Raw genomic sequence first — 19018 nt, forward strand, 5'->3', positions numbered from 1 at the left:
GGGGAGCCAACGATGTTGAAGCCTCAGAAGAAGCTGGAAAAAGTCCTGATCGCCAACCGTGGCGAGATTGCTTTGCGCATCCTGCGGGCGTGCAAAGAAATGGGGATCAAGACGGTCGCGGTGTACTCAACTGCCGACAAAGAGCTGATGCACCTGGGCCTGGCTGACGAAACCGTCTGCATTGGTCCGGCACCGGCCAACCTGTCTTACCTGCACATTCCGGCCATCATCGCGGCCGCTGAAGTGACCGGCGCCACGGCGATTCACCCAGGCTATGGCTTTTTGGCTGAAAACGCCGATTTTGCCGAGCAAGTCGAAAAATCCGGCTTTGCCTTCATCGGCCCTAAAGCTGACACCATTCGCCTGATGGGCGACAAGGTATCGGCCAAGCACGCCATGATTGCTGCGGGTGTACCTACGGTTCCAGGTTCTGACGGCCCACTGCCTGAAGACGAAGAAACCGCGCTGCGTATCGGCCGTGAAGTCGGCTACCCGGTGATCATCAAAGCCGCTGGCGGCGGCGGTGGTCGCGGCATGCGCGTTGTACACCGCGAAGAAGACCTGATCGAAGCGGCCAAGCAGACTCGCGAAGAAGCGGGCGCCTGGTTCAGCAACCCGATGGTCTACCTCGAAAAATACCTGACCAACCCACGTCACGTGGAAGTTCAGGTTATTTCTGATGGCCAGGGCAATGCGATCCACCTGGGCGACCGCGATTGCTCGCTGCAACGTCGTCACCAGAAGGTACTCGAAGAAGCGCCCGCACCGGGCATCGACGAAACCGCACGCGCCGAAGTGCTGGCTCGCTGCGTAAAAGCATGCGTGGACATCAACTACCGTGGCGCGGGCACCTTCGAGTTCCTGTACGAAAATGGTCGCTTCTACTTCATCGAGATGAACACTCGCGTGCAAGTAGAGCACCCGGTGTCCGAAATGGTCACTGGCATCGACATCGTTAAAGAGATGTTGAGCATCGCCGCCGGTAACAAGCTGTCCTTCACCCAGGCTGACGTGAACATTCACGGTCACTCGCTGGAATGCCGGATCAACGCTGAAGACCCGGCGACGTTCATGCCCAGCCCTGGCATGGTCAAGCACTTCCACGCACCGGGTGGCAATGGCGTTCGCGTCGACTCGCACCTGTACAGCGGCTACAAGGTTCCGTCCAACTACGACTCCCTGATCGGCAAGCTGATCACGTGGGGTTCGACCCGTGATGAAGCCATGGCGCGCATGCGCAATGCCCTGGACGAAATCGTGGTCGACGGGATCAAAACCAACATCCCGCTGCACCGCGATCTGGTGAATGACGAAGGCTTCTGCAAAGGCGGCGTCAACATTCACTACCTGGAACACAAACTGGCTAACCAGTAAGTTTGTGCCCTGATCAACAAAGCCGCTTTCGAGCGGCTTTGTTGTGTCTGGCAAGCGCAAAAACCGCAGGCTGCGATCTGTTGAGCGTTAAAGGATCGCAGCCGGCGCCAGCGTCTACCCATATTCTGCGATTACCGTCAGCAGCGTTTTTCATCGCTTTTGATTACCCGTCACGCCCCCTGCTCGCGTAAACTTGCGCGCTTCTCGCAGCCCGACGGCTGCACACTTCTATTTTTCAAAGGTGCCCGCCATGCCTTGGCTGCAAGTACGCCTCGCCATCAGCCCGGAACAAGCCGAAACCTACGAAGACGCGTTCCTCGAAGTCGGTGCCGTTTCGGTCACGTTCATGGATGCCGAAGACCAACCGATCTTCGAACCTGAACTCAACACCACACCACTGTGGTCGCACACCCATTTGCTGGCACTGTTCGAGGGCGGCACCGAAGCCGAACTCGTGCTGTCCCATCTGGCACTGCTGACCGGCTCACCACTGCCAGAACACCACGCCGAAGTCATCGAAGACCAGGACTGGGAGCGCAGCTGGATGGACAACTTCCACCCGATGCGTTTCGGTCAGCGCCTGTGGATCGTGCCAAGCTGGCACGCCGCACCGGAGCCGGGCGCGGTGAACCTGCTGCTTGACCCGGGCCTGGCCTTCGGCACTGGCACCCACCCCACGACCGCGCTGTGCCTTGAGTGGCTCGACGGCCAGGACCTCAAGGACTGCAACGTGCTGGACTTCGGTTGCGGCTCGGGCATTTTGGCCATTGCGGCCCTGCTGCTGGGCGCCAAAGAAGCCGTCGGCACCGACATTGACGTGCAGGCGCTCGAAGCCTCCCGCGACAACGCCGGGCGCAACAACATCGACCCAGCCCTGTTCCCGCTGTACCTGCCGCAAGACTTGCCGCAAGTACAGGCTGACGTGCTGGTCGCCAACATTCTGGCTGGACCGCTGGTCGCACTGGCGCCACAACTGTCCAGCCTGGTGAAACCGGGTGGCCGCCTGGCACTCTCCGGCATCCTCGCCGAACAAGGCGATGAAGTGGCCGCGGCCTACGCTCAGGACTTTGATCTGGACCCTATCGCCAATCGCGATGGCTGGGTGCGCATCAGTGGTCGTCGGCGCTAGAATGCACGCCTGTCTAACCCGGATGGCCGCATGAGCGATAGCTTCGTAACACAGTGCCCCCATTGCCAAACCAGCTTTCGCGTCAGCCATTCTCAATTGAGCATGGCCCGTGGAGTGGTGCGCTGTGGCGCCTGCCTGCAAGTGTTCAATGCCGCACAGCAATTGCTCAACAAGAGCACTGAAACAGAGCAGCAGCCTGTCGCTGCCGCCCCTGTTGCTGTCGTGCCCGAGGCCGTCGAGCCACCCGCCAGGCCCGAGCCTATCAGCCAGACGCAATGGCAGGCAGGCGAACTCGACCTCGAGCATCTGGATCTGGACAAAGAGCTGGCCAAGCTTGAGGAGCTGGAAATTCAGCCCAGCAAAAGCTTTGGCCAGCTGCACACACCTAAAGAAGACACGCTGAGTGCGCACCGCGAAAGCGCCACCGGCGAAGACAACCCTTGGCCCGACAGCCTGTTCAGCGATTCGGCCGCAGAGCGCGCCGACACCTTGGCATTGGCGCAAACACCGGCTGAGCCGAGCAAACCCGGTCGCACCGAGCCGTCACTGTCACGCGATCTCGACGAGTCCGATGACACGCCGCCCCTTGAGCATTCGCTGCAAGAGGAGCAAGAGCCGCCGCTGATGCCTATGTCCGCTGTGGATGACGATGACGACGACGAGCCAATCGCCGCGCCGTCTGTCACCAAGGGCAAACGCAAGCGTAACGAGCCGGGTGTACGCGAAGAACTGCTCCAGGACTTGGTGGATGACCCGCTGCAACTGGATTGGCAAAAGCGCAGTACGCCGTGGGGCAAGCGTCTGCTGTGGCTATTGCTGGCGTTATTGGCTGGCGCCGCACTGGCCGGGCAATACATCGCGGGCCACTTCGAAGAGCTGGCCCGACAAGACCAGTATCGCCCGCTGTTTCAGCAACTGTGCCCGACGCTCGGCTGCACCGTGCCGTCCAAAGTCGACATTGATCGCATCAAAAGCAGCAACCTGGTGGTGCGCAGCCACCCTGAGTTCACCGGTGCGCTGGTGGTGGACGCGATCCTGTACAACCGCGCGCCGTTCTCGCAACCCTTCCCGCTGCTGGAACTGCGCTTCGCTGACCTGAACGGCAAAATGATCGCCAGTCGTCGCTTCAAACCCGGCGAATACTTGAGCGGCGACCTGGCCAAACAAGCCGAAATGCCGCCCCAGACGCCAATCCATATCGCCCTGGACATCCTCGACCCAGGTCCGAAAGCCGTTAACTACAGCCTGAGTTTTCATTCCCCGGAATGATCCCCTGCGCGCCTGGTGGCAAACGACACGCCTGATGGTTGTCGTTTGCCATTGGCTTTATGCCTAAATTGTTCAAAAAACATCCAACCCAGCCTTTATCCAGTCATCGAGAGCGGGTATCATGCCAACCCTTTTTCGAACTCCCAAGATCCGGCCCCACAACAGGGAAGTCCTATGTCGGCGGTACGCATCGGCCCATATACATTGCTCAACGGTTTGATTCTCGCCCCGATGGCGGGGGTCACCGACCAGCCCTTTCGTCAGCTTTGTCGACGGATGGGCGCAGGCTTGGTTGTTTCGGAAATGGTCACCAGTGACATGAGTCTCTGGAACAGTCGTAAATCGCGCCTGCGCATGATTCACGACGGTGATCCCGAGCCGCGCTCGGTACAGATCGCCGGCGGTGATGCGCAAATGCTGGCAGACGCCGCCAGGGCCAACGTGGAATTGGGCGCACAGATCATTGATATCAATATGGGTTGCCCGGCAAAAAAGGTCTGCAACAAGGCCGCCGGTTCCGCCTTATTGAAAGACGAAGCATTGGTGAACGAGATCCTGCAAGCCGTTGTGGCTGCGGTTGATGTGCCGGTCACCCTGAAAATCCGTACCGGCTGGGACCGGGACAACAAAAACGGCCTGACGGTGGCCAAGATCGCCGAGCAGGCAGGCATCACAGCACTGGCGGTACACGGCAGAACCCGTGCCGACCTTTACACCGGCGAAGCCGAATACGACACCATCGCCGCGATCAAGCAGGCCGTGTCGATACCGGTCTTTGCCAACGGCGACATCGATTCACCCCACAAAGCCCGGCATGTGTTGCACGCGACCGGCGCTGATGGACTATTAATTGGCAGGGCGGCTCAAGGGCGGCCCTGGATTTTCCGCGAAGTTGATCATTTTCTGCGAACCGGCCAGCTGTTGCCGGCACCGCCGATGAGCGAAGTGGAACGTATTCTGCTAGAGCATCTGGCCGCCTTGCATGCCTTCTATGGGGAGGTATTGGGCGTACGCATTGCCCGCAAGCATGTCGGCTGGTATCTCGCAACCTTGCCGGGCGCCAAGGAGTTTCGCGCCCACTTCAATCGTTTAGAAGACACGGAAGCACAATGCGCCAACGTTCAGGCGTTTTTCGCCGAACGACACAAGAGCCTGGGGACAGGGGACGAAGGATGGGTGGCCGCATGACGATGATGACCGAGACATTAGTGAGTGGAACAACGCCCGTGAGCGACAACGTCAATTTGAAACAGCACCTCAATACGCCGAGCGAAGAAGGCCAGACCCTTCGCGGGAGTGTCGAAAAGGCGCTGCACAACTATTTCGCCCACCTGGAGGGCGCTGAAGTCACGGACGTATACAACCTGGTACTTTCCGAAGTCGAGGCCCCCCTGCTCGAGTGCGTCATGAACTACGTCAAGGGCAACCAGACCAAAGCCTCCGAGATGCTGGGCCTCAACCGCGGCACGCTGCGCAAAAAACTCAAACAGTACGATCTGCTGTAAGCATTCAATCAAACCTGAAAGGCGTCCTCGTAAAACGGGCCGCCTTTTTTGCTGACTCCTTTGCTTTTGATGGAAATCGAGATGACCGATCAGACTACCCGCCTGCCGATCCGCCGCGCTTTAATCAGCGTTTCCGACAAAACCGGAATCCTTGATTTCGCCCGTGAACTGGAAGCCCTCGGCGTCGAGATCCTGTCCACTGGCGGTACGTTCAAGTTGCTGCAAGACAACGGCGTGGCCGCAGTTGAAGTCGCCGATTACACCGGCTTCGCGGAAATGATGGACGGTCGGGTGAAAACCCTGCATCCCAAAATCCACGGCGGCATCCTGGGCCGTCGCGGCATTGACGACGACATCATGAACGAGCACGGCATCAAGCCGATCGACCTGGTAGCGGTCAACCTCTACCCGTTCGAAGCCACCATCAACAAGCCGGGTTGCGACCTGCCTACCGCCATCGAGAACATCGACATCGGCGGCCCGACCATGGTCCGTTCGGCAGCTAAAAACCACAAAGACGTGGCCATCGTGGTTAACGCCAGCGATTACGCCAACGTGCTGCAAAACCTCAAAGCCGGCGGCCTGACCTACGCTCAGCGTTTCGACCTGATGCTCAAGGCCTTCGAACACACCGCTGCCTACGACGGCATGATCGCCAACTACCTGGGCACCGTGAACCAGGCCGCACAAACCCTGAGCACTGAAGACCGCGGCCTGTTCCCACGCACCTTCAACAGCCAGTTCATCAAGGCGCAAGAAATGCGCTACGGCGAGAACCCGCACCAGAAAGCGGCGTTCTACGTTGAAGCCAAGCCTGCCGAAGTCAGCATCGCTACCGCGACTCAGCTGCAAGGCAAAGAGCTGTCGTTCAACAACGTGGCCGACACCGACGCTGCGCTGGAATGCGTGAAAAGCTTCGTCAAACCGGCGTGTGTGATCGTCAAGCACGCCAACCCGTGCGGCGTAGCCGTCAGCCCGGACGCCGAAGGTGGCATCCGCCAGGCTTACGAACTGGCGTATGCCACCGACACCGAGTCCGCGTTCGGCGGCATCATCGCCTTCAACCGCGAGCTGGACGCCGAAACGGCCAAGGCCATCGTTGAGCGTCAATTCGTTGAAGTCATCATCGCCCCGTCCGTGAGCGCCGAAGCGCGCGCCATCGTCGCCGCCAAAGCCAATGTACGCTTGCTGGCCTGTGGTGAGTGGAGCGCAGATCGCGCACCGGCATGGGACTTCAAGCGCGTCAACGGTGGTTTGCTGGTGCAAAGCCGTGACATCGAAATGATCGGCAGCGAAGACCTCAAAGTCGTCACCCGGCGCGCACCCACCGAGCAAGAGATCAACGACCTGATCTTCGCCTGGAAAGTGGCCAAGTACGTGAAGTCCAATGCCATCGTTTACGCCAAGGGCCGTCAAACCATCGGCGTGGGCGCGGGCCAGATGAGCCGCGTAAACTCGGCGCGCATTGCGGCCATCAAGGCCGAACACGCGGGCCTGCAAGTGCAAGGCGCGGTCATGGCGTCGGACGCTTTCTTCCCGTTCCGTGACGGTATCGACAACGCCGCCAAAGCCGGTATCACGGCCGTGATCCAGCCGGGCGGCTCGATGCGTGACAACGAAGTGATTGCAGCCGCCGACGAAGCGGGTATTGCCATGGTGTTCACCGGCATGCGCCACTTCCGTCATTAAGCATTATTGAAGGCGCCGCATAGTCTGTAGCCGCTGCCGCAGGCTGCGATAAGACCCGAAGGGTCTTCAGCGATCTAAACATCCTGCAACCGCTTCGCGGTTGATCGCAGCCTGCGGCAGCGGCTACAGAGCCTGACGTGCGCCCCACAGAATTCAGCGTCATCCGAGGTTTTTTGAAATGAATGTTTTGATCATTGGCAGCGGTGGCCGCGAACACGCACTGGCCTGGAAAGTAGCTCAGGACCCCCGTGTCGCCAAAGTATTCGTTGCCCCAGGCAACGCCGGCACCGCCACCGAAGCCAAGTGCGAGAACGTCGCCATTGACGTGCTGGCCCTTGAACAGTTGGCCGACTTCGCCGAGAAGAACGTTTCCCTGACCATCGTCGGCCCCGAAGTGCCATTGGTAGCGGGCGTGGTCGATCTGTTCCGCGCCCGGGGCCTGGACTGCTTCGGCCCGACCGCTGGCGCTGCCCAGCTCGAAGGCTCGAAGGCGTTCACCAAAGATTTCCTGGCGCGTCACAAGATCCCGACCGCCGACTACCAGAACTTCACCGAAATCGAACCGGCGCTGGCGTATCTGCAAAAAGTCGGCGCGCCAATTGTGATCAAGGCTGATGGCCTGGCCGCCGGTAAAGGCGTCATCGTTGCCATGACCCTGACCGAAGCCGAAGACGCCGTGCGCGACATGCTGGCGGGCAATGCGTTCGGCGATGCCGGTTCGCGCGTGGTGATCGAAGAATTCCTCGACGGCGAAGAAGCCAGTTTCATCGTGATGGTCGACGGCAAGAACGTGTTGCCAATGGCCACCAGCCAGGACCACAAACGCGTTGGCGACGGCGACACCGGGCCCAACACGGGCGGCATGGGTGCTTACTCCCCTGCCCCGGTGGTCACCGCACACGTTCACCAACGTGTGATGGACCTGGTGATCTGGCCGACCGTGCGCGGCATGGCTGAAGAAGGCAATGTCTACACGGGTTTCCTGTACGCAGGGCTGATGATCGACAAAGCTGGCAACCCGAAAGTCATCGAATTCAACTGCCGCTTTGGCGATCCCGAAACCCAACCGGTGATGTTGCGTCTGCAATCGAGCCTGGTGCTGTTGGTTGAAGCCGCACTGGCTCAAGCACTGGACAAGGTTGAAGCACAATGGGACCCGCGCCCCAGCCTGGGTATCGTTTTGGCAGCAGGCGGCTATCCTGGCGACTACGCTAAAGGCGCGGTCATTCACGGACTGGACGCCGCTGCAAAGCTCGAAGGCAAAGTTTTCCACGCAGGCACGGCGCTGAATGCCGCAGGCGAAGTGGTGACCGCCGGTGGTCGCGTGCTGTGTGCAACGGCGATGGGTGACACGGTTCAGGCCGCTCAGGAGCAAGCGTACTCATTGGCCAAGGCCATCGAGTGGGACGGCTGTTTTTACCGTAATGACATTGGCTACCGCGCCATTGCACGCGAACGCGGTGAAAATAAGGAGTAAGCCATCCTTATGGATAGGCAGGGGTGCCAACCCTTGCCTAACTGTTCCAGCGCCGCGCATAGTTATCATTAGGCTTTACTCTACGAAGGGACTTCGCCGTGCGCTGGCTCAGGATCGCCACAGGTTTTATTGTCAGTTTACTGACCGCCATGCTCGTCTTTCTGCCGGCACATGCTGCCCAAGGCAGCAGCTGGTCAGTGCTCTCAGATCCTGAAGGCACCTTGCAAATAGGCGACGTGCGTTCTGCCCGGTTTGCCAATCAATTCAGCCCTGTCGAACTCGATCAGCTTAAAGCGGCTGAAGCGGGCGAAGCGTTATGGGTGCGCTTTCGACTGGTGCCCGACAAACACGAACAAATCCTGCGCGTTTTTGCCCCCGATTTGTCCCGCCTGGACATGTACGTACTTGATGATCAAAAACTGATCAACGAAGTGACAACGGGCAATAATCTGTCCCAAGCCGACAAACCCCTGCCAAGCAGTGACTATATGTTGCCGCTGCCTCAAAGCAGTCACACGCTGGATGTGTACTTGCGCATGGTCTCCGATCATCAATTGCGCCCTTACATCACCCTCGATACAGCGGTGATGCTCGCAGCCAATCAGGGCAGGCCCCTGCTCTATGGTTTGTTACTGGGCTGCATGATGATGCTGGTGCTGCACAACCTCACACGTTTTGCGTTCACCCGCTCCATCAGTAGCCTGTGGCTGGCGGTGTGTGAAGGCTTGCTGCTCAGCAGCTCGGCCTTGTTCCTGAACCTGATAGGGCCTTGGCTGCCCGAGTGGCATGGCGCACAGACGCCGGGGGCGTATCTGGCGCTGCTGTTGACCGCACCGTGCGGCTTGATGTTCGCCTACAGTTTTTTCTCGACCCGTGGCCCGCATCCACTTAACCGCCTGCTGCTAGCCAATATTCTGATCATCAGCCTGGGCGGCTTGCTGCTGCTGTTCATCGACAGCCTGCCCCTGAACCTGATGACCTACGCATTCGTCGCCCTGGCCAGCCTGAGCATTTTGCTGGTCTCGGTGTACCACCTGCAAAAAGGCTATCGCCCCGCGCGCCTGTTCGTGGTGGCCATTGCGATTTTCAATATTGGCACGCTGGTGATTCTGCCCGCCCTGTTGGGCCTGACGCTGATCGCTCCCCAAGAACTGGTTCTGGCGCTGATGGCGATCGTCTGCATCAGTGGTTTTCTGATGAGCCTGGCGTTGAGCGAACGCAACCGCAGCATCACCGAGGATGCGTTCAGCATCAGCCGCGAACTGGCCGCCAGTAATGCCGAGGTCAATGCCAAGGCCGAGTTTTTGGCCAAAATCAGCCACGAGATTCGCACCCCCATGAACGGCGTTCTGGGCATGACCGAGCTGCTGCTTGGCACCCCGCTGTCGGTCAAACAGCGCGATTACGTGCAGACGATCCACAGTGCAGGCAACGAGTTGCTGACACTGATTAACGAAATTCTCGACATCTCCAAACTTGAGTCCGGGCAAATCGAGCTGGACGACGTGCAATTCGATCTCAACGCGCTGATTGACGATTGCCTGAGTATTTTCCGCACCAAGGCCGAACAGCAAAACGTTGAACTCATCAGCTTCATTCAGCCACAAGTGCCGCGCGTCATCAGTGGCGACCCGACTCGCTTGCGACAAACCCTGCTCAGCCTGCTCGAAAGCGCACTGAAGAAAACCGACGAAGGCGAAATCCTCATCGTGGTTGCCCTCGAAGAGCGAACCGGCCCGCCGCGTCTGCGCATTACGGTTCAGGACTCCGGCCAACCGATGGATGAGCAGGAACGGGATGCACTGCTGCACGCAGAACTGCACAGCAAGAACTTCCTGGCTGCCACTCGCCTGGGCGGTCATCTGGGGTTAGTGATTGCCCGCCAGTTAATCATGTTGATGGGCGGTGAGTTCGGCATTAAACCCGGCCTGAGCAAAGGCAGCAGCTTGTGGATGACCCTGCCTCTTGACCCGCAGCATCTGGAGCACCAGACCTCAGACCTGGACAGCCCGCTCAAAGGGGCACGGGTGCTGGTGGTCGACGACAATGACACCTGCCGCAAAGTTCTGGTGCAGCAATGCACCGCGTGGGGCCTTAACGTCAATGCTGCCGCCTCGGGCAAAGAAGCCTTGGCCTTGCTGCGAACCAAAGCTCACTTGCGCGACTATTTCGACATTGTGTTGCTGGACCAGAACATGCCCGGCATGACTGGCATGCAACTGGCCGCCAAGATCAAGGAAGACCCGAGCCTGAACCACGACATTTTGCTGGTCATGCTGACGGGTATCAGCAATGCCCCCAGCAAGATCATTGCGCGTAACTGCGGGATCAAACGCATCCTGGCAAAACCGGTGGCCGGCTATACCCTCAAAACCACCCTCGCCGATGAACTTAGCCAGCGCAACAAAGGTCATGCCACCAGCAAACCCCAGCCCAGCCACCCGGCATTGCCGACGACGGTGCCGAGCGACTTCCGCATTTTGGTGGCCGAAGACAACAGCATTTCCACCAAAGTTATCCGCGGCATGCTGGGCAAACTGAACTTGCAACCCGACACCGCGTGCAACGGCGCCGAGGCACTGAAGGCCATGAAAGCCGAGCGCTACGACCTGGTGCTGATGGATTGTGAGATGCCCGTGCTGGATGGCTTCTCGGCAACCGAACAACTACGCGCGTGGGAAGTCAGCCATCAACGGGTACGTACACCCGTGGTGGCGCTGACCGCCCATATTCTGGCCGAGCACAAGGACCGCGCCCGCCAGGCGGGGATGGACGGCCACATGGCCAAACCGGTTGAGTTATCGCAGTTGCGCGAACTGGTCGAGTATTGGGTGGCGCAGCGTGAGCTGCGTCAATCTCAGATACAGCCTTCCTAGCTACATTACCTGCAAGCCTGCCGACAGAGTTCAAACTGCCTGATAGACTTTCGGCGCCTTCCTTCGATGTGAGCTCATACCATGCTCCATGTGCTGTTCAGTGTGTATTTGAAGATGCTGGTGCTCTACAGCCCGTTCTTCGTGCTGTCGTGCTTTATCAGCCTGACGCGTGGCTACTCGAACAAGGAACGCCGCCGCCTGGCCTGGAAGGTCGCCCTCGCGACGTTGATTTCCAGCGTGTTGCTGTACTTGTTTGGACGCACGATTTTCAACGTGTTCGGCATCACCGTGGATGCCTTTCGCATCGGCGCCGGCAGCGTGTTGTTCATCTCGGCGCTGGGGATGGCCCAAGGTAAATCAGCCGTACAAACCGACAACGTTCAGCAAGACGTCACCATCGTGCCACTCACTATTCCGTTGACGGTTGGCCCCGGCACCATTGGTGCCTTGCTGGTAATGGGCATCAGCCAGCCGCACTGGGATGACAAGCTGATGGCGATTGTCAGTATTGCCCTGGCAAGCCTGACAGTGGGCGTGGTGCTGTACTTGTCCAACCGGATTGAACGCATCCTGGGTGAGCAAGGCTTGCAGATTGTCAGCCGTTTGATGGGCCTTTTTGTGTGTGCGCTGGCCGCGCAAATTATCTTTACCGGCGTTAAAGGCTACATGGTGCCTTAAACAAAAAACCGCTGCTCAAGCCCTGAAAGCCATAGGCAGCGGTTCTATTTACAGTTCAACCTCTTTAATCATTGTCGCGGCCCACTCACCCACCACCTGCTGCACCTCGGCTCGCTGGCTTTCATAGACCCCCGGTTCGAACAGAAAGCTGCCGCCTTTTGCGTTCAACTGCACGAAACTCAAACCTGGATTAGCCTCTGGAGACGTGCAGGTAAGCTGCAACCCGCACACAAAAATCAGGAACTCGCCGTGGTGTGTCATCTCACACGGAACACATTGATAGCGGGTCGAACGCGCCTCATCTGGAGGGTTCATCAAGTAACTCAAAGCATCTCGCTCCAGGGACAAACCATCAAACATTGCCCCCAGGTGCTCAGCCAGGGGCTGGGTGTTTCCGGTACCCGCGATCTGCACTTGATAATCACGCACCTGGTGAACATTGGAGATCAGTAAAGGCCGCTCGACTATATAAGACGTGAGGGTCAAGCCCAGATTCAACAGCGCATATTGATAATGCGACAACCATGCCCAACCCCCTGTTTCGCCCCCCCGGTTTGCAAACACTTCGGCATACAAAAGGCAGTCCTGAATATCCTGCTTTTCGCCTTCGGGCATGCCCGGGACGAAAACAACAAGCGTGCCTCCAATCATTGTTGCCTTCATGAGTGTGTCACCCCTTAATTTTTTGTTAAGCCCGGCGGCTGGCAAGGAGGCTGTACGCAGGCCCAGGGCATCACGTACTGCTCGGGTTTGTCACCCAGCTTTTTGACCACCGTGCCCCTGAGATTCGCGTAATTACGCCCACTTAACTCATACGAATAGGCTTGAAGGACTAACTTGCTTTCAGGATCGGTCACGAGGGTTTGATTTAAAAAATCCGTGGCCAAAACCGTATGCGTTGTAAAACTTAACATCAGGGTGTGAAGCACCGGACCCACGCCCATGAGTGCAAACTTCACACACACCTGGAAGCGATCGGGCACGGGGCACTCGGTGCTCTCTAAATGCTCCGTGTGCAAAGGCCGCACGGTCTGCTCGCGCCATACAGCCAATGCGCGTTCTGAAGGTGGCGAGGTCTTGAGCGAGGCGATCAAGGCAACAAAACCCGCCGTGACATCAGCCGTAAAAAGGCCGCCAATTTGGGTCGCTACAACCGCGTCGATGCTTAAAGTCTGTACACCGTCCAGGGAAAAGTAAGGCTCGTTTAATCTGATCCAGTACAGGTTGTCGAGCATCGTTTGACAGGCCCGTTCTCGCTCAACCTGTTGCGCCGCCAGCGAGTATTTGGCCCGTGCACTCAACTGTGCCAACAACAATGAATGTGAAACATCCGCTATTTGCTGTGCGGGGATTACAACCCCGGGCAGCGGCGCTATGACCATGCCTGCATTTACAAAGATTTGTTCAGGTTGTTTGAACATCGGGACGTCCTCGCTGGCCGACGGATTAAAGCTCTATGTTTTCAATAAAGTGTTTGCCTGACGCTTCGAGCTTATTAATGATGGTCTGTCGAACCACCGCGTATTGGCGCTGGTTAAGCGAGGTATTACTGGCCGCCGCGTACAGGTCAACGTTAGTGTGGCTCCACTCCCAAAACAGGACTTTGGTCACCCGGGTGGACGAGGTGAACTGCAGACACGTCTTGATCATGAGCACCCCACCGTCACGCGTCGCGATGCACGGCAGAATCTGAAAGTTACCCGAGTTCACACCCTTGGTTTCATTTTCAAACAGGCTCAGAGCTTTGGGCGTGTCTTTAAGTGCGTTGAAGACTTGGGCAACCACTTCCAGAATCACCTTGTTGGGTCCCACCACACTGGCAATGATTTCCAGAGCGACTTGATCCATTGTGAACTTCTGCTTAAGCCCGGTTACTTTGTGCATGGACTCCCCGGTTGTCGTCCAGCCGCACTTGCTTAGAATTTCATTGTAGTAATTGAAACGTTCCACACGATGCGTATCTTTATTTGGGAACTTCTTGTCGACGGCCAACTGGGCAAATAACACGCCGTCTTGCACATCCTGTTTCAGTTGCTCACTCAGGTCGCCTACAAACGACACCACGCTGCTCCCCGTGACCAGCGCACTGTCGCCCTCCGCCGCCACTGCCTTTAGAGCCGAGGCCCTGAGGGTCTTGAAGCGGGGAATGAGCGAGGGGGCGACTACGGGAAGCTCCAGACTGCTCACAAAACCAAGACGCTCAACGTCATCAACGCCGTTCACACTGCTGTTTTTAATGTCCATATCATTCACCTGTGCGGCCATCATGGCCTTTAAATGTTTATTACGGCCTGCCGAATGCAGACAATAAAAACACTAGACAGCCCACTTGTTTACGTCCACCTCGCTGAATAATTAACTGCGCAAACACCATGCAACACTTAACTCAACGCCCCTGAGTTATATAGTTACCACGTGCTCGCACAGCCCACGAAAACGTGCACTTACGCGCCCACCATTGTTTTTATTTATTCACGTCAAAATATTAAAAGCCGACACACCTTGCACTTCAACACACCCTATTACCTTAATCAGTAACTATCGAAGACTTAGTGCACGCGCACCGGCGAACATTCTGACGTCGCTAACGCATCAAAATGAATGAAGGATTGATAACACTTAAAGTTATGGCCCTGTTACGGGCCATAGCTTCATGAGGTCAAGGCTTATCGCCATACCAGCGTGGCGTATAAACCCACTCGCGCCCGTCAGCACGAGGGAAGGTGCAGGTGGTCGACGAACCGATAATGACCATCGTGCGCATATCCACTTGGTCCGGCGTCAAGTCACCCAGGGTGGTCACCCGTAACGTCTGACCCGGCCGCCCGATATCACGCCCCAACACGACAGGGGTTTGCGGCGTGCGATGACGGGCAACGATTTGCAGCGCAACACCCAGCTGCCAGGGCCGCGAGCGTGAAATAGGGTTGTAGAACGCCAATGCCAGGTCAGCCTCGCCCGCCAGATCCAGACGCTTCTCGATGATGCTCCAGGGCTTGAGGTTGTCAGAGAGCGACATCACGCAGAAGTCGTGACCCAAAGGCGCACCGGCCTGTGCGGCGGTCGCCAGCGAGGCCGAAACACCGGGCAATATTTCAAGCTCAACGCTGTGCCATTGCGGGTCGCTGGACGCGTGCAACGCCTCAAGCACTGCGGCCGCCATCGCGAATACGCCGGGGTCGCCAGAGGACACCACCACCACTGAGCGACCTTGTGCGGCCAACTCGAAGGCATGCCGGGCGCGCTGCATTTCTTCGCGATTGTCCGTGCAATGCAGCACTTGCTCAGGACGAAACGGCCCGGCCATGCGCACATACGTTTCATAGCCCAACACGTCATTGGCCTGTGCCAGCGCGGCCTTGACCGCAGGCACCATCAGCTCCGCAGCGCCAGGCCCCAGCCCGATCACGGACAGACGACCGCGTGCGCAGCCTAATCGCTGAGGGTCCAACGGCGCAGACGCTACCCCCAATACCACGCCACTCAGCGGATTTCGCCAGGTTAACGGCTGAGCACACACGTCATCACCGGCTTGGACAAAGCGCAACGGCACCTCCCATTCAGCAGCCAGCTCATGCAGTTGAATGTCTGCCATCAACGTGTCGTCGGCCACGATGCAAGCCAAGGATTGCCAGGCCAGTTTCGCCTCCCGCAAGGCTTCACGTATTGCCTGAGCGCTAACCACTGCGTTCAGCCTGGCCACTACGTTGCGTGGGTAGATCCGCAGCTCGTCCGCCACGGGGGCGCGCTCATCGCTGCCCACATGGATCGCCAAACGCGCCTGCGCACTGACCGCCAGTTGAGCGCTGGCCAGCCATGGGGCGTCACCTTCAATGCGCACCGACTCACCGGCCAACAGATCTGAAACAAAACGTTTGCCCAGCTCCAGATCGCCCAAGGCGTAGCCACTGGGCGGGTTCAGCAAGCAGGTTCCAAAACGCAGTTCGCCGCTGGTGGTGATGGCAGGTGAAATGCCCAAACCGGCAGCGATCTTGCGCGCCAGATCATTCACTCCGCTCAACCCGCCCAACAATGGCACCACGGCGCTGGCGTCTTCGGCCACCGCCAACACGGGTGGTTCGGCGCCTTTTTCCAGCAGCAGCGGTGCCAGCGTGCGGATCACGATACCGGCCGCACACAGCGCAATAATCGGTGTGTCCAGCTGATACAGCTGCCGCAGGTTTGCGCCAAAGTCGCTGTAGACACGATCAGCACCGTCAACCCGTTCGGCCAGGCCGTAAATCAGTGCATCCGGGTACAGCTGCTGAATACGCCGTGCTGTCGCCAGGCTGCCATTGCCCAGAATGACAATGGCCGGTGCGGTACGGCTCATCCTTGCCACCGTTCGCCGGGCACAATGATCAGCGAGAAGTAAGGCGAGGACATCGGGTCGACTTGATTAAACGGCACGATTTTCTGATTGCTCATAGTCGCGCGCTCAACGTACAGGGCACGGTCGGCCAAACCCAATTCGCTCAGGACTTCACGCACCTTATGAAAGTTGCGCCCCAGCTTCATGATGACGGCAGCATCAGCATCGGCTAAACGACGCTTGAGTTCATCGTGCGGCAAAACACCCGACAACACCGACAGGCTCTGGTTGCGGTACACCAGCGGCACACCCAACACCGACGCGCCGCCCAGCATCGAACAGACACCCGGTACGACTTGAGCCTCGAAGCGGTGTGCCAGTCGGTCGTGCAAGTACATGTAAGAACCATAGAAGAACGGATCACCTTCGCAGATCACCGCCACATCACGGCCAGCCTGCAAATGCTGCGCGACGTCTTCTGCAGCCTGATCATAAAAATCGCTGATCACTTGCTCATACGACAGCGGTGCGGGCAGCACTTCGGTGGTGACCGGGTACACCAGCGGCATCAAACTTTGCGCACCTTGCAGGTGAGCCTCGATGATGCCGAACGCATTGCCTTTTTTACCTTTGGCCACGAAATACGCCACCACCGGCGACTCGCGCAGCAGGCGCAAGGCTTTGACCGTAATCAGTTCAGGATCGCCGGGGCCTACGCCCAAGCCGATCAAACGTCCAGGTTGGGTCATTACTCGATCTCCGTCGCCAGTGCGTTAACCGCGGCGGCGGCCATTGCGCTGCCACCACGGCGGCCTTGCATGATCACAAACGGCACGCCACGGCTATCTGCCGCAAGCATGGCCTTGGATTCGGCAGCACCGACAAAACCGACCGGAAAGCCAAGGATCAGTGCAGGCTTTGGCGCACCGGCGTCGATCATTTCCAACAGGTAAAACAGTGCGGTCGGTGCGTTACCGATCACCACCACGCTGCCTTCCAGGTAGGGGCGCCACAACTCAAGAGCCACGGCGGAGCGGGTGTTGCCCTGCTCTAGCGCCATCTCGGCCACGCCGTCTTCTTTAAGGGTGCAGATCACCTGGTTGTTGGCGGGCAAACGGGTGCGCGTGACCCCTTCAAGCACCATGCGCGCATCGCACAAAATCGGCGCGCCAGCGGCCAGCGCATCGCGTCCGGCCTTGCCTGCACCCGGCGAGAAACGCAGGTCTTCGATAGCGTCGACCATGCCGCAGGCGTGAATCACGCGCACAGCGAGTTTTTCAAGGTCGGCCGGGATGCTGTCCAGGTTAGCCTCGTCACGAATAATGGCGAACGAGTTGCGATAGATCTCTTGACCGTCGCGGATGTAATCAATCATCGGTGTTGCTCCGTTGGCGGGCCTCAAGCCAGGCGCCTGCCGCTTCAATAGTGAGGTTGCGCTCGCGCAGAACGCCGAAACCGGCATGTTCTGGGGCACGTAAATAGAGGTCGTAATGACCGGGCGCTACGGCCAGCAATGTGACCGGCGCAATGTGGGCAGCCGCGCAAGAACGCGGGCAGCCACTGAGGTGGATGTTGAGGGGTTGCGACAACAGGGTCGCGAGCTGGCGCGCATCCTGCTTTGTGTCTGCCAAGCCTTTGGCACAGGCGCTGGACCCGGTGCAGGCGACCAGGTGCGACAGCGGATCGGTGATCTCACACAGCAAGCCCAAGGCCACGAGTTGCCGGGTTACCTCGGGCGCCAGCTCGGCGCGTAAATTGGGTAGCAGCACGCTCTGCCACGGCGTAAAACGCAAAGTCCCATCGCCGTAATCGCTGGCAATTTGCGCCAGCCCGCTGAGCATTTCCGCATCCAGTCGTCCCAACGGCGGCGCGGCCCCCACATACACACGGCCCGTTTCTCGTTGTGGATAAGTGCCAATGTGCAGAGGCGTCTCAAGGGTATGACGGCGCCATGCGGCCAGTTGAACGGGCGCAGCACTCAGACGTTCTGCCAATTGCTGGACGAACTGGGCAACAGGGACCTCCTTGAGCAGGTGGCGCATGCGCGTGTGCTCAGGGCGCGCCATATCGAGAAACAGGTTCAGCACGGCCATGACCAGCTCATGCCCCTGGGCAACCGGGACCGCTGCCAATGCCGCGTCGTGTGCCGGACAACCTGCCAGGCCGAAACCCAGCAGCACCTGCCCATCGTGCTCGAACGCGGATAACCACAGATCATGCGGATGTTCCAGCATCGCCAGTGCTTCACCCCCATCGAGCTGAACGGCGAACTTGGCCGACAATTCGGACAACCGGGGAGTTGCTTCCAGACTGGCGAGTACCTCTTGGGCCAATGGCCAAGTGTCCAGCGCCATGGCCGGGTCAATGCCCGCAGTGGGGCTGAGCATCAGGTTACGCACCTCATCACTGGCCGCCGTGTTGGGGCCAAGTCCCGCTGCCAGCAAAGGCGCAATCAGGGCGGAGTGCTGGGTACCTACCCCGCGAATTTGCAGATTGGCACGGTTAGTGGCTTCGATCACGCCGCTGGCATATTGCCTGGCCACATCAGCCACTGCCTGCGCCTGGTGCGCGGTGATTGAGCCACCGGCCAGTTTGACCCGGCAAATACCGCCGTCCATTGCCGAAACAATGCGCAGCAACCCCGGACACCCCGAGGGGCGAACTGGTGTTTGGGACGGGGTATTTGAAGAGGGTGTGTTCACGGGTTAA

General features: G+C 58.6%; 16 protein-coding genes. 9 read left to right on the plus strand and 7 right to left on the minus strand.

Features of this window, described 5'->3' with window-relative positions; all coding sequences use genetic code 11:
* Positions 1-12 precede the first annotated feature (12 nt).
* The 9 genes from accC (at position 13) to AP059_RS16000 (ending at position 11997) form a co-directional block, all read left to right on the plus strand.
* Positions 13-1374 carry an acetyl-CoA carboxylase biotin carboxylase subunit gene (gene accC / locus AP059_RS15960; protein WP_059763400.1) on the plus strand — a complete coding sequence of 454 codons (1362 nt, stop codon included), beginning with the start codon at positions 13-15 and terminating at the stop codon, positions 1372-1374.
* A gap of 250 nt (positions 1375-1624) precedes the next feature.
* On the plus strand, positions 1625-2503 hold the full coding sequence (gene prmA, locus AP059_RS15965) for a 50S ribosomal protein L11 methyltransferase (RefSeq protein WP_059763401.1): 879 nt from the start codon (positions 1625-1627) through the stop codon (positions 2501-2503).
* A gap of 30 nt (positions 2504-2533) precedes the next feature.
* The gene (locus AP059_RS15970) at positions 2534-3772 is read left to right on the plus strand and encodes a DUF3426 domain-containing protein (protein ID WP_059763402.1); all 1239 of its coding nucleotides are present in this window, start codon (positions 2534-2536) and stop codon (positions 3770-3772) included.
* Between the two features lie 174 nt (positions 3773-3946).
* Positions 3947-4960, plus strand: a complete 1014-nt coding sequence (gene dusB, locus AP059_RS15975; protein ID WP_059763403.1) for a tRNA dihydrouridine synthase DusB — start codon at positions 3947-3949, stop codon at positions 4958-4960.
* The gene (gene fis / locus AP059_RS15980; RefSeq protein WP_019408796.1) at positions 4957-5277 is read left to right on the plus strand and encodes a DNA-binding transcriptional regulator Fis; all 321 of its coding nucleotides are present in this window, start codon (positions 4957-4959) and stop codon (positions 5275-5277) included. Before dusB ends, fis begins: the two co-directional genes overlap by 4 nt.
* Positions 5278-5358: 81 nt before the next feature.
* A complete protein-coding gene (purH, locus tag AP059_RS15985) occupies positions 5359-6966 on the plus strand; it encodes a bifunctional phosphoribosylaminoimidazolecarboxamide formyltransferase/IMP cyclohydrolase (protein WP_059763404.1) in 1608 nt (535 codons plus the stop codon).
* A 178-nt stretch (positions 6967-7144) separates the two neighbouring features.
* On the plus strand, positions 7145-8443 hold the full coding sequence (purD, locus tag AP059_RS15990; protein ID WP_059763405.1) for a phosphoribosylamine--glycine ligase: 1299 nt from the start codon (positions 7145-7147) through the stop codon (positions 8441-8443).
* Positions 8444-8541: 98 nt separating this feature from the next.
* Positions 8542-11319, plus strand: a complete 2778-nt coding sequence (locus AP059_RS15995) for a hybrid sensor histidine kinase/response regulator (protein WP_059763406.1) — start codon at positions 8542-8544, stop codon at positions 11317-11319.
* Positions 11320-11400: 81 nt separating this feature from the next.
* Positions 11401-11997, plus strand: coding sequence for a MarC family protein (locus tag AP059_RS16000; RefSeq protein WP_048364366.1), 597 nt, complete (start codon positions 11401-11403; stop codon positions 11995-11997).
* A 48-nt stretch (positions 11998-12045) separates the two neighbouring features.
* Here AP059_RS16000 and AP059_RS16005 read toward each other — a convergent pair whose 3' ends face one another.
* From AP059_RS16005 to cobG, 7 genes are all read right to left on the minus strand, one after another.
* On the minus strand, positions 12046-12660 hold the full coding sequence (locus AP059_RS16005) for a hypothetical protein (RefSeq protein WP_131811525.1): 615 nt from the start codon (positions 12658-12660) through the stop codon (positions 12046-12048).
* A 14-nt stretch (positions 12661-12674) separates the two neighbouring features.
* Positions 12675-13418, minus strand: a complete 744-nt coding sequence (locus AP059_RS16010) for a hypothetical protein (protein WP_059763408.1) — start codon at positions 13416-13418, stop codon at positions 12675-12677.
* A 25-nt stretch (positions 13419-13443) separates the two neighbouring features.
* A complete protein-coding gene (locus AP059_RS16015; RefSeq protein WP_059763409.1) occupies positions 13444-14241 on the minus strand; it encodes a hypothetical protein in 798 nt (265 codons plus the stop codon).
* Positions 14242-14656: 415 nt separating this feature from the next.
* On the minus strand, positions 14657-16330 hold the full coding sequence (cobJ, locus tag AP059_RS16020) for a precorrin-3B C(17)-methyltransferase (RefSeq protein WP_059763410.1): 1674 nt from the start codon (positions 16328-16330) through the stop codon (positions 14657-14659).
* The gene (locus tag AP059_RS16025; RefSeq protein ID WP_059763411.1) at positions 16327-17058 is read right to left on the minus strand and encodes a precorrin-2 C(20)-methyltransferase; all 732 of its coding nucleotides are present in this window, start codon (positions 17056-17058) and stop codon (positions 16327-16329) included. Before AP059_RS16025 ends, cobJ begins: the two co-directional genes overlap by 4 nt.
* Positions 17058-17684 (minus strand): precorrin-8X methylmutase, encoded by a 627-nt coding sequence (locus tag AP059_RS16030; RefSeq protein WP_059763412.1) that lies wholly within the window; start codon positions 17682-17684, stop codon positions 17058-17060. Before AP059_RS16030 ends, AP059_RS16025 begins: the two co-directional genes overlap by 1 nt.
* On the minus strand, positions 17677-19011 hold the full coding sequence (cobG, locus tag AP059_RS16035; RefSeq protein ID WP_305728841.1) for a precorrin-3B synthase: 1335 nt from the start codon (positions 19009-19011) through the stop codon (positions 17677-17679). The genes AP059_RS16030 and cobG overlap by 8 nt, the downstream gene beginning before the upstream one ends.
* Positions 19012-19018: the final 7 nt, after the last annotated feature.

This window comes from Pseudomonas sp. TAA207, from assembly GCF_001529285.1.
Classification (GTDB): Bacteria; Pseudomonadota; Gammaproteobacteria; order Pseudomonadales; family Pseudomonadaceae; genus Aquipseudomonas; species Aquipseudomonas weihenstephanensis.